The sequence below is a fragment of the Shewanella sp. 492 genome (assembly GCF_059338445.1).
The window spans coordinates 1121751-1134376 of record NZ_CM181702.1; the positions used below are offsets into that span (position 1 = coordinate 1121751).

At 46.6% G+C, this 12626-nt stretch carries 12 protein-coding genes; all 12 read left to right on the top strand.

Annotated elements, in window-relative coordinates:
- Window positions 1-24 precede the first annotated feature (24 nt).
- The 12 genes from gshA to AC5YBX_RS05040 all read left to right on the top strand — a co-directional run bounded on the left by gshA (window position 25) and on the right by AC5YBX_RS05040 (window position 12555).
- Entirely contained in the window at window positions 25-1608 is a 1584-nt protein-coding gene (gshA, locus tag AC5YBX_RS04985) for a glutamate--cysteine ligase (RefSeq protein WP_494524459.1), read from the top strand.
- Window positions 1608-2033 carry a hypothetical protein gene (locus tag AC5YBX_RS04990; protein ID WP_494524460.1) on the top strand — a complete coding sequence of 142 codons (426 nt, stop codon included), beginning with the start codon at window positions 1608-1610 and terminating at the stop codon, window positions 2031-2033. The genes gshA and AC5YBX_RS04990 overlap by 1 nt, the downstream gene beginning before the upstream one ends.
- A 110-nt stretch (window positions 2034-2143) precedes the next feature.
- Window positions 2144-2764, top strand: a complete 621-nt coding sequence (locus AC5YBX_RS04995; protein ID WP_494524461.1) for a transglycosylase SLT domain-containing protein — start codon at window positions 2144-2146, stop codon at window positions 2762-2764.
- Between the two features lie 279 nt (window positions 2765-3043).
- Window positions 3044-3553: a 5-(carboxyamino)imidazole ribonucleotide mutase gene (gene purE / locus AC5YBX_RS05000; RefSeq protein ID WP_475516196.1), complete on the top strand. Its 510-nt coding sequence runs from the start codon at window positions 3044-3046 to the stop codon at window positions 3551-3553.
- A gap of 324 nt (window positions 3554-3877) precedes the next feature.
- Window positions 3878-4438 (top strand): sigma-70 family RNA polymerase sigma factor, encoded by a 561-nt coding sequence (locus AC5YBX_RS05005; protein WP_494524794.1) that lies wholly within the window; start codon window positions 3878-3880, stop codon window positions 4436-4438.
- Complete coding sequence (locus AC5YBX_RS05010; RefSeq protein ID WP_494524462.1) at window positions 4425-5225, top strand: hypothetical protein; 801 nt, start codon at window positions 4425-4427, stop codon at window positions 5223-5225. Before AC5YBX_RS05005 ends, AC5YBX_RS05010 begins: the two co-directional genes overlap by 14 nt.
- A gap of 176 nt (window positions 5226-5401) precedes the next feature.
- On the top strand, window positions 5402-8689 hold the full coding sequence (locus AC5YBX_RS05015) for a S41 family peptidase (RefSeq protein ID WP_494524463.1): 3288 nt from the start codon (window positions 5402-5404) through the stop codon (window positions 8687-8689).
- A 402-nt stretch (window positions 8690-9091) separates the two neighbouring features.
- Complete coding sequence (locus tag AC5YBX_RS05020) at window positions 9092-9964, top strand: hypothetical protein (protein WP_494524464.1); 873 nt, start codon at window positions 9092-9094, stop codon at window positions 9962-9964.
- Window positions 9965-10589: 625 nt separating this feature from the next.
- On the top strand, window positions 10590-10946 hold the full coding sequence (gene hpf, locus AC5YBX_RS05025; protein WP_494519744.1) for a ribosome hibernation-promoting factor, HPF/YfiA family: 357 nt from the start codon (window positions 10590-10592) through the stop codon (window positions 10944-10946).
- 309 nt (window positions 10947-11255) lie between these two features.
- On the top strand, window positions 11256-11471 hold the full coding sequence (locus AC5YBX_RS05030) for a TIGR02450 family Trp-rich protein (RefSeq protein WP_494519743.1): 216 nt from the start codon (window positions 11256-11258) through the stop codon (window positions 11469-11471).
- A gap of 220 nt (window positions 11472-11691) precedes the next feature.
- Window positions 11692-12114: an organic hydroperoxide reductase Ohr gene (gene ohr / locus AC5YBX_RS05035; RefSeq protein WP_494524795.1), complete on the top strand. Its 423-nt coding sequence runs from the start codon at window positions 11692-11694 to the stop codon at window positions 12112-12114.
- Between the two features lie 33 nt (window positions 12115-12147).
- Window positions 12148-12555 (top strand): DoxX family protein, encoded by a 408-nt coding sequence (locus AC5YBX_RS05040; RefSeq protein WP_494519742.1) that lies wholly within the window; start codon window positions 12148-12150, stop codon window positions 12553-12555.
- Window positions 12556-12626: the final 71 nt, after the last annotated feature.

A 12626-nucleotide genomic window follows, 5' to 3' on the forward strand; every position in this document is an offset into this window, starting at 1 on the left:
TTGAAGCAATAAGAGACACAGATATTGAACTCTTTCACTGAAGTTATTGGCCTGCTTAACGATGAGCAGGGACGAGATGCGCTAACGGGTATGGTACGTGGCATTGAGCGAGAAGCACTGCGCATCGAGCCTTCGGGACATCTAGCAACTGACAAGCATCCAGATAGTTTAGGTGCCGCGCTAACAAACTCTCGTATCACCACTGATTACAGTGAGTCATTGTTAGAATTTATTACTCCAGTGCATCAAAATATCGATGACCTACTGACAGACTTAACGCAGACACATGCCTTTACCGTGCGCAATATAGGTCAGCAACAGCTGTGGCCTGTGAGTATGCCTTGTTATGTGGGTGATGTTGCCGATATTCCCATTGCCGATTACGGCAGTTCAAACGTGGGTCAACTCAAACGTTTGTATCGTAAAGGCTTAACCTACCGCTATGGTGCCCTGATGCAAATTATTTCCGGGGTACACTTTAACTTTTCGGTGTCGCAAGCCTTGTGGGACCGGCTTTATGAGGTGTCAGATAAACAGCTTAGCCGCGATGAGTTTATCTCAGAGTCCTATTTTGGCTTAATTCGCAATTACCGCCGTCAAGTGTGGGTATTACCTTACCTATTTGGCGCATCCCCCGCCTTATGTAGCTCTTTTATTAAAGATCAGCCCACGGCTCATCCGTTTGAAAAGCTGGGTAAGGGCACCTTGTATTTACCTTATGCGACATCACTGCGCATGAGCGATTTGGGCTACACCAATAAAGAACAAGAGCGTTTAAATATTAGCTATAACTCACTGGCTGAATATTTAACCGGTATTCAAGCGGCGATCAAGATGCCCTCGGCGAAGTTTGAGGCAATAGGCGTTAAGGTTGACGGTGAGTATCGCCAGCTTAATGCCAATGTGCTGCAAATTGAAAACGAGTTTTACTCACCCATACGGGCTAAACGAGTGACTCAAGAGGGTGAGAAACCGTCAGAGGCTTTAGCACGTGCGGGCGTTGAGTATATCGAAGTCAGAGCCCTTGATGTTAACCCGTACTCATCTGTCGGGATTGAAGCACAGCAGATCCGTTTCTTAGATCTATTTTTATTGCATTGTTTACTCAGTCCCTCGCCGAAATCGACGCCAGCAGAAGAGGCGGAGATCAGTCAAAATCTGAATGCAGTGATCCTTGAAGGGCGTAAACCCGGCTTAATGTTAAGCCGTCATGGTCAGCCGATTGCGATGCAAAGCTGGTTACACCAATTGTTTGATGAGTTAAGCAGTGTTGCAAAATTGCTTGATGGGGCTGAGCAAGGCGATTATCAAACCACATTAGCCCATTGGCTTGCGGCTGTTGATGATCCATCAAAAACCTTGTCTGGCCAAATTTTAACTGAGCTAGTATCGACGCAGCGCGATCACAGTTATTGGGTAAAAGACTTGGCGCAAACCTATTACCAAGAGTTAATGGACTATCCATTGGCTGCCGATGTTGAGCAAGCTTATCGACAAGCGGCGAGCGATTCACTGCAGGCTCAAGCGCAATTAGAGGCGCAATCTACTGTGAGTTTCGAGCAGTATTTGAGTCACTATTTTGCCGAACCCAAGGTTGAGGTCGTCTGATGAGAGCCTGCGCACTATTATTTCCCCTAGTATTGTTATTATCAGCCTGTGCCTCAGGGCCAGATAATAGTGCGCAATGTGGCACGGTTGCCGGTTACCTTGTACCGGATAAAGAGGATGGGCTCTATCGGGTGGTGGTAACTCACCTTAACGGCAAGGCTGTGATTTCAAAACCCAATTATCAGCTAGAACCGGGCGTTCATGAGTTCACTGTGGCAGAGCTTATTGATTCGCCGCAGCTAAAAGTAAAGTTGGCCGCCAGAGGCACTAAGACATTGACCATAGATGTTAAACCGAATCGTCGTTACCATTTAGCTGCGCGTTTTAATCAAGATAAAGTCTATCGTGGCCTCGACAGCGACTATTGGCAACCCGTTGTCTGGTCAGAAGATGCCCACCAATGTGAGTTTTTATCCGTTAATTAAGTTCAGCCAATTCACTCGACCTTATCCCAAGTTCAGCTGATTTACATTGATTCAATCTAGCAAGAATGTGAAACTATAGCGCTGATTAAACGATAGTTTTGGTATTCCCCATGAAGAAGTTTCTTGCCCCTTTACTCAGCGGCCTGCTGATAGTATCACTCAGTGGATGTGCCACCTCTCCGCCAAGAGAGCCTGAGAATTTGTGTGCGATTTATCAAGAGCATAGAGATTGGTATAAAGCGGCGGTCAACACCCGTGAAAAGTGGGGCGTTCCTGTGCATGTACCGCTGGCAATGATGTACCAAGAGAGTTCGTTTAAACATAATGCCGCGCCGCCAATGGAGTACTTTTTAGGTTTTATACCTATTGGCCGAGCCAGTGATGCTTACGGTTACGCCCAAGCGAAAACCATGACGTGGGATGACTATGTCAGAGAAACGGGCAATAGTTGGTCCAGCCGTAGTGATTTTGATGATGCGATGGATTTTATGGGATGGTTTATCTACAAAACCCATAAAATTAATGGCGTGTCGAAATGGGATGCGCGCAATCAATACCTCAATTACCACGAAGGGTGGGGCGGCTATAAACGTAAAACGTATCGGCATAAAGCTTGGTTAGTCAAGGTGGCTGACAAGGTTGATGCGCGGGCGAAACGTTATGCAGCCCAATACCGTAGTTGCCAAGAAGATCTTGATTCATCTTGGTTGTGGCGCCTGTTTTTTGGTTAGTCTTTGTGCCGTCAATCCCGCTACTCGCCTCGATAATATCGAGGCTTTTTCTTATCTATCAAAAGTGAGTGCAGTGGTTATGCTTCTCTATAAAAGCGGCTTACCATCGGCTTGCAATCAAAGTCATGTCGAAGATGGTGCAATTAATCCCTCTGTTAATCTTGCATCTAGTTAAACCATATTTGGCCAATTTATCGTTATAGCGCCCCTGTTATCAAAGGGGAAAAATGACTATAATGCGCCCAAAATAATAGCTATACCCTACAAAAAGGATAAAACATGACTAAGCCATTTGTTGCCGTATTAATGGGGTCTGATTCAGATCTGCCCACCATGCAAGCCACCTTAGATGTCCTCAAGACTTTCGGTATTCGCTTTGAAGCTAAAGTAACCTCGGCGCATCGCACGCCTGCTGCGACTCACGCTTATGTGACCGACGCCGAAGCGCGTGGTTGTAAAGTCTTTATCTGCGCCGCTGGCCTAGCTGCCCACCTTGCTGGCGCTGTAGCTGGGATCACCACTCGCCCAGTGATTGGCGTACCCGTTGACTGCGGCCCGCTTCAAGGCCATGACGCCCTATTATCAACCGTGATGATGCCCGGTGGCGTGCCTGTTGCAACGGTTGCGATTGGCAGTGCTGGCGCGAAAAACGCCGGTTATTTAGCGGCGCAAATGTTGGCCGTGGGTGATGATGAGTTGGCGTTGGCGGTAAAACAAGAGCGTGCCAAGTCGGCAGAAGCCGTGCAAGCCAAAGATGCCAAACTACAAGAAAAATTAGCGAATCTATAATCACGCTTGCCGCTATCAAGGTGCCGTTTGCCTATTACCTTGATGGCGAATAAGAGTGACTAACTTATCGATTAATTAATGCCGCCAAGGTTAACCTTGGCGGCATTTTTTATGCTGCTCACACAGTTTGATGACCCATTAACCCTTTTTGGTGTCCAGTAACGTGAGTATCAATAGGCGCTTGTATCTGATTCTCTTAATCTAGACAAAAAGGTGCACTCAGTGCAGACTTTAAAACAATATTTAACCAGATAAACGATTAGGGAGCAGATATTGGACAAGGTGTCTGAAGCTGCCAAGGCCGCAGAAACGGATCACAGATTGATGCAAGAGTTTGCTAATGGGGATCCGCGTGCGTTTGAACTCCTCTATCAAAAATATAAAGGCGGATTATATCGCTATTTTATAAGGCAAATTGGTGACAGGCAGCTGGCTGAAGATCTGTATCAAGAAACATGGGCGCGGGTGATTAAAGCGGCTGTGGATTATGAGCGCCGCGCCAAATTTACCACTTGGTTGTACCGTATCGCCCATAATTTGTTGATTGATCATGTGCGGGCGCTAAAGCCCGTTGAGCTTTTTAGTGATGCGGTTGTAGAAGGGGAACCGATAGACAATGTGCTGCCTTGTATGCAGTACGCTCCGGAGCAACTGACAGTGCAAGGGCAAAAGGCCACGCTCTTAAAAGAGTGTATTGCGCTATTGCCTCATGTTCAAAAAGAGGCGTTTTTGCTCAGCATGGAGATGGGGTTCACCGCCGCTGTGATTGCCGAGGTTGCGGGCGCAGGGCTAGAGGCGATAAAAAGTCGGCTGCGCTATGCGACTCAGTCATTAAAACAGTGCGTCGAAGGTAAATGGCAGGAACAACACCATGACACAAAATAGCCAAGATGACAGCGTCGATCAGGCATTGCAACAGCTGTATCGCTTACAGGCAACCGAGCAACCTAGCGAGGCGTTAGACAGCCACATTTTAGCCATGGCGCAAGCATCCCAAATCCATGCGCCTAAGCAGGTGAGTTTCTGGCGCCAATATCGCTGGTCCCTCTCCTCGGCGGCGTCTGTGTTATTAGTCGCGAGTATATTGCTGCTCAATCCGACCAGCCAAGATCCATTGATAATGGAGCCATTTACTATTGCGCCACAAGCGCTAGACAGCCAAGCAGTGCACGCACCTCGGATGATGAGCGCGCCAATGGCTGCACCTGAAAATGATGAGCCTGATATTACAGGCTCTACTGCTGGTGATTCAAATGTTGGCGAGTCTATAGCGAGTGACGCTAGCGCCAAAATAGCAGAGGCCAGTCAAATGACAGGCGTTAGTGAGGAGAGCAGTAAAGCAGGTGATGCTTCCTCCTTAGCGATTATCGATAGCAAGGCTGATGCTAGCAACGCAGAGGGTGGCGAGCCTATGGCTCTAGAGGAGAGTGCCGAAACCGTCCGCGAAGCGAAGCCACAGCCAGCACCTAAAGGGCAAGCCAAAGCCGTAATATCCGATAAACAAGCGCTTAATCACTTACAACAGCTTGTGAGTACTGAGCAATGGTCTGAAGCGGTGATATTGTTGCAGCGCATTAACCAGCAACGCCCACAATTAGCCGATAAGACGCATCCCTTACATCAAAGGTGGCGTGACTTAACCCAACAAATCAACGCTCACAGCCAACCTTAGGCTGAAAGCTGGTGGGTATCGACTGGCATAATGTCCACAGCCCGCAGGGGCTGTGATTAGCTGAATTGGACACATTTGCTAATAATTCTTCGATGATAAATTACTGCCTGGCTCGATAAAGTTTGTTACCTTGTTAGCCTAATAAAAACGAGATAAAACAAATAAATGAGCCGAATATGAAATTGAGTCATCTCTTTGCCTCTTGCGTGCTTGCATTAGGCACCTTACACACGACCCCACTTATCGCCGCCTTCGATACAGCATCGACCTCGGTTAATCAGGGCTACTATCGCGCCCCAGCCTTAAATGATAATACCTTGGTATTTACCGCCGAAGGCGATTTGTGGACTCAGCACTTAAACGATCCTCAAGCTCGCCGTCTCACCAGCTTGCCAGCGCAGGAGCTGGGCGCGGCTATCTCTAAAGATGGTCAATGGGTTGCTTATGTTGCCAACTATGATGGCGCCAGTGAGGTGTACATTATTCCTATTCAGGGCGGCGTGGCCAAGCGGGTGAGTTTTGAGAATAGCCGAGTGCGAGTGCAAGGCTGGACCGCCGATGGTCAAGTGCTTTACGCCACCGACAATGCGTTTGGTCCGGCTAACTACTGGGTCCTTAAAAGTGTCGATCCTGTCAGCTTAACCACTACAGAGCTGCCGTTAGCCGATGCGATTGAGGGAGTTATTGATGATGCGGGAACGACCTTGTATTTCACCCGTTTTGGTCTGCAAGCCACAGGCGATAATGCCAAGGTGTATCGTGGCGGCGCCAAAGGTGAGCTGTGGCGTTATACCTTAGGCAGTCAGGTTGAAGCAGTAAAGCTAACGGAGACTCATAAAGGCTCGGTGCGTCAACCTATGTTGTGGCAAGCACGGCTGTATTTTGTCAGTGACGCCAGTGGTAACGATAATATCTGGTCGATGGCCCTAAATGGCGATGACGTACGTCAGCACACACAGTTTAGCGACTGGCAAGTGCGCGGTGCCCGTATGGATAATGGCCGTATTGTGTTCCAACAAGGGGCGGACATTCAGTTGTATGATATTGCCGCTAACCAGGTGCAAACCCTCGATATACGGCTGACATCTGATTTTCCACAGCGACGTGAACATTGGGTTACGCAGCCGATGAAGTTTGCCACCGATACCCAGTTATCGCCTGCTGGCGACAAAGTGGTGGTCACGGCGCGAAGCCATGTGGCGATAGCGGGCACAGATGGTTCGCGCTTAGTTGAGCTAGCGTTACCGGGTGATCATCGCGTGCGTCACGGGATCATGAGCCCTGATGGCCAATGGGTTTACGGTATTAGCGATGCCTCTGGAGAACAGGAAATTTGGCGCTTTGCCGCCAATGGCAGTCGTCAAGCGAAGCAATTGACCACTAACGGCCACACTTTGCGTATGGGGCTGCATTTATCACCTGATGGTCGCTATATCGCCCATGATGACTACGATGGCAATTTGTGGCTACTCGACATAGAAAAGGGCAGCAATCAAAAAATTATCACTCAAGGTCAGGGGTTGGGGCCGTATCGTGATGTGGTGTGGTCAAATGACAGTCGTTTTATGGCCATCACCAAAGAGGAACAAGGTCAATTACGGCCGCAAATCGTGCTGTATTCATTGAAAAAAAAGAAAGCACAGGCTCTGACTAGCGATAAATATGAATCCTTCTCCCCCGCCTTTAGTGACGACGGACAGTGGTTATATTTCATCTCTAATCGTGCATTTAAAGCGACTCCTACCTCGCCGTGGGGCGATCGTAACATGGGCCCTATGTTCGATAATCGCAGCCAGTTGTTTGCCGTGGCGCTAAGCGCAGATGCACAGTTCCCCTTTAGTAAACCTACTGAGCTGACACCTCAGCCTGATGATGAGCAAGACGATGACATAAAAACGCGTGTCGATTGGCAAGGGCTGGCGCAACGTTTATGGCAAGTTCCGGTTGAGTCTGGCAATTATAGTCAGCTGCAGGTGACCGAAAAGGGCTTATATGTGCTGTCTCACTCGGCGACGCCCGACTCAGCCCCTTCGCTTAAGTGGATTAAATTTGACCCCATTAAGCCTAAAGTCGACACCTTTGGCGATGATGTCGCCAGCTATAGCTTATCAGCCGATGACAGTAAGCTGTTTATCCGTCGGCACAGTAACGCTGGGCAAGAGATGCTGATCCTCGATACCGCCGAGAAGCTACCAACAGATATTAGCCGCGCTAAAGTGCGTACCGATCAATGGCAACTGGCGATTTCACCGCCGCTAGAATGGCAGCAGATGTTTGAAGATGCATGGTTAATGCACCGCGATTCCTTTTTTGACAAAAACATGCGCGGTCTCGATTGGCAAGCAACGAAAGCCAAATATCAACCCTTGTTGTCAAGACTCACCGACCGCCATGAACTTAACGATCTCTTTAAGCAGATGATGGGCGAACTAGACTCGTTACATTCGCAAGTTTATGGTGGCGATCTGCCCGTTGACGCTAAGCAGCCCAAGGCGGCCAATTTGGGCGCACGTTTGGAGCAAACTGAGCATGGAGTTCGTATTAGTCATATTTATCAAAATGATGCCGAGTTACCTAGCCATGCTTCGCCTTTAGGCCGTATAGAGGTTGACGCCGCAGTTGGTGATATCATCAGCGCCATTAATGGTAAACCCGTCAACACGGTGGCCGATGTCGCCAAGGCTTTACGCAATCAGGTCAATAAGCAGGTTTTACTCACGCTAAAGCGTAATAAAAACAGCATTAAAACCGTGGTTGAACCCATTGATAATCGTACTAATGCCAAATTACGCTATTTAGATTGGGTGAATCATAATAGCCAGAAGGTGAAAGATAACAGTCAAGGTGATATCGGCTACCTGCACCTTTATGCCATGGGCGCTGGGGATATCGCCAGTTTTGCGCGCGAATTTTATGCCAACATCGACAAACAGGGATTAATTATCGATGTGCGTCGTAATCGTGGCGGTAACATCGACAGTTGGATCATCGAGAAACTGCTGCGCCGCGCTTGGATGTTCTGGCAGCCCACTCAAGGCACTCCCAATAGCAATATGCAACAAGCCTTCCGTGGTCACATTGTGGTATTGACTGATCAACTGACCTATTCAGACGGTGAAACCTTCTCTGCGGGGATCAAGGCGTTGGGCATTGCGCCATTGATCGGCAAGCAAACCGCTGGTGCTGGGGTGTGGTTATCGGGTCGTAATTCGTTGACAGATAAGGGCATGGCACGTGTTGCTGAGTATCCGCAATATGCAATGGATGGTCGCTGGATTGTCGAAGGCCGAGGGATTAGTCCAGATATTGAGGTCGATAACTTACCGCTCGCGACATTTAATGGCCATGATGCTCAGCTTGAAAAAGCCATTAGCTACTTGCAACAAGAGTTAATTGACCAGCCAATAAATCCATTACAGGCAGCGCCCATGCCCGCCTCTGGGATGGCACAAGATATTAAATAACGTGTTACCTTTTTCTCTGTAATATCTCTTTTTAGGAGGCTATCGACTAAGCGGTTCCCAGGTCGATAGCCTCCGTTTTTATTTCTGCTTACCCTTGAACCCACATGTTCTCTATCAGGTGTCAACGGTGAGCGACTTTTCGCGAGTGTGTTGGCTGTTCAAAGTGAATGAGGTCGAGTGTCAGGCCAATGTGCAGCGCCCTGATCTTGGATGTTAATATCTTGAGCAATACATTCTCTTACCAAAACACCATGACACTTTCGCGTAGCGATCACACCTTTATACCAGCAGATATTCGTTAAAACTGCACCTATTATCTATAGTTAGTAGTTGTTGCACATAACAAACATATACTGATTAAACCAGAGACTTTTGATGCAATACTATTGCAGGAGTACAGAGATGAAAAAACTTGCTGTCATACCGCACGGATTTGGAATAGTTGTAGTCGCAGTGCTCTTAAATGGATTTCCCTCTACAAGCTTGGCTCATGAGAAAGGGTTGTCATTTCGTGTGGGCAGTTTTTATTCCACTTCAGATTCGGGAATGGATGTGACTAACCCTGACTCGGGGGATAAATACACTTTAGATTTCGAGTCTGATCTGCAGTTGGTTGAAAAAGAGTGGCTACCGTATATTGCGCTGGAATATTGGTTTAATGACCGTCATGGCGTCTATGTTGATTATAGGCGACTGCATCGCAATGCTAACGACAAAGTGGTTACTGTTCCCTATGAATATGAAGATGTTGATACTGGGCAGATCTACCAAATTAAAGCTGGCGCTGATATAACGACGATGTTTAATGTCGATATTGCTAGGCTAGGTTACGCCTATGATTTTTATAGCAGTAACGATTGGGAGTTAACGGTGACATTGGGTCTGCATGTCATGTGGATGGAGTTATCATTTAGCGGTGAGGTTGGCGCTTGTATTGATAATAATTGTGAGGTTGTTGAGCTTGATAAAAATAATGTAGTTGCGACTGATGTGACGGCACCTTTACCTGATATTGGAATACTGGCGAGCTATAAGCTCAGTGACAACTGGCGTTTATCAGCTTTGGCCCAATACTTTTATGTCAAGATTGATGATACTCAGGGAGAATTAGTCGACCTGAGTGCCGGGGTGGGTTACAAGTTTAGCGACCATTTTTACGCCGACCTAATGTACAAGTATTACAACATAGATGTGCAAGTTGATGGTAAAATATCCGACCTTGATATTTATTATGGTTTTCAAGGGCCTCAGCTGGCAATAACCTATCGTTTCTAACCCTAAATGATAACCATAACTCATGTTCGACATTCGGTTAGGTATGGCCGTTATCTGTCATGATTGCCGCAGATGAGTTATGGATATCGATTTGCACCTCAGCAGATAACGAATTAGCGATAAAACAGTTATTGTGCGCAATATGTGCATCTTCCCCAAACGCGTCTCACTAACGGTGTCACATGGCTTAAATGCGACTTGTGGCACTATCGTAATATGAGTGATAGCGATACGGCTATCAATGCTATTACCCAGCATTGTCTTGGTGTTTGACGCTAGTTTAACAACTTGTGAGTAATTAATAACCAAGCTAGTGATTGAAAACGCCGGGTGGTTAATGCTGTGACAAACGCTTTTATGCTGTTATCTCAAGAGGGACATGATTAAATTTTGTTTAGTTTTATCCGTTTATGAGTGATATAGCGGCTTTATCATCAATATCTAAACAAACAGGCTTGCTTTTAAGTGGTAACGGCGTTACATATGAAGTAGGGCAATGAATGGATATCTACTGGTTTTTGACCCATGATTAATTGAGGTCAGATTGAAAAAATCGCATCAGCGACTTGTTTTTCAGCTAGCCGCCCCAAGTTCATTATTGAAGTCATTTTTAAAAGGAAAACCTATGAAAATAAATCTTTCAGGTCACCACGTTGATATTACCGATTCGATCAAAGAACATGTGAATCAAAAGTTTTCCAAAATCGCGACACATTTTCCGACGCTAATCTCACTCGATGTCATTATTTCCAAAGAACATGGCGAGTATCAAGCCGAACTTAGAACAAATTACGAAGGTAGCCGAATCTCAGCTTCAGGTTGTGGTGAAGTGATGTATCCGGCTATAGCGACTGCAGCCAAGAAACTTGATGCAGCGCTCAAGCATAGAAAAGGGCAACTCAAGGCCGATCTGCACGAAAAACCCGTCAGCACTACGCCAGAAATCGCTCATGAAATCATTCAAGAGATGAAACTGGTATAAGCTTTATTGATAACAAAAAACCACCTTCACGGGTGGTTTTTTGTTTGTGGACGTAGATGATAATACGCCGAGTACTAATGCGCTGCTCGGAGGCACGTTTTAGTAAAAGTGACAACCCTATCAAGCAACCTATTGCAGTTATCAAGCAGTGAGCATCTAACAAGCTCTTTTTGTCGTCCATGAGTCACTGAATGGCTCAAGCTTCCCTAGTTCCGATTACATTATTTGTTTTTCACTACATTTGCTCTATCGCACAGGTTTTTTATCCAGTTACTGAACTGAATCAGTGTTTAACACGTAAAACAGAGCATGAACCTATTTAGCCCTAAAAAACTGCTTCACAGTAAATGGACCAAGACAGTGCCGATGAATAAAGAAAAGCACTTTACCATTGTGGAAGTCGAGTTTGATGAACAACGCAATATCACCTTGTGTATTATCGAGGCGGTGATAAGTCACAAGCAATACCCCATCAATTGGCGTGAACTAAAAGACAAAACCGTGTGGCGACTCGGTTGGTGCTGATGAGCATTAAACGGTTTTTTCGATAAACTCAATCTCAATACAATAGATCTAATTGTGTACAATTTGTTTGTGCGCTTCTTGTTTTGTTGTTATAAATAGCTCTCTTAATTGCGCACAACTTAGTTGTGACTGAGGTGAACGAGGCAATTATTTACCGTTGAGCCAATACCTTACCCATTGATGATGCCCTAATGCGACGATTCTATTGAAGGAGAAAATGATGCAAACCTTATATCAAACCAGCGCCACAGCGAGTGCCGGACGCAACGGCCATGTTGCCACAGATGATGGCAAACTAGCACTCATGCTGAGTTATCCAAAAGAGATGGGCGGCAGTGGCGAAGCCACAAACCCAGAGCAACTGTTTGCCGCAGGTTATAGTGCCTGTTTCTCCAATGCGATTTTACACGTTGCCCGCGAAGCTAAAATCGATTTAACGCAAGCGCCAGTGACGGCTAATGTTGGGATTAGTGCGCGTGCCGAAGGCGGATTTGCCTTAAGCGTGGCGTTGAGCGTGATGCTGGATTTACCACAAGAACAAGCGGTTAAATTAGTCGCCACGGCTCACCAAGTATGCCCATACTCGAATGCGGTACGTAACAATATCGATGTGAGTTTGCAAGTTAATGGTCAGCAGTTGTAATGCCTTGGCAATTTCTATTATTGATGGAGAATCATGTTGAATAATATGGCCCCTATATTTGTCACTATCGGCAGGGTGCTACTTGCACTCTATTTCTTGTTACCTGGGGTGATGAAATTCATCAACTGGGATATGCATGTGGCGCTGATGCAAAAGCACAACATGGTGATGATACCAGTGCTACTAGCCGCCGCGGGTGTATTTCAAATTACAGCGGCAATAGCGTTAATCTTAAATCGTTACACCGGATTGGTTTCACTGCTATTGGCTGGTTTGGTTGTCGTGATTAACTTTAGCTTGCATGACTTTTGGAATTTCAGCGGGGTAGAGGGCGCACATGAGATGCAAAACTTCGTTAAAAACCTGGGCATCTTGGCTGGCTTGTTGGTGTTAGCGGGTGTTTCACATCAAACTGCCGACTCACAAAGAGTAAACACTTAAGCTTGCTAATAGGGTGCGCGACAATATCGCCCAAGCGTAGCGTATCTGCCATAGCACTGGGGTTGACATGA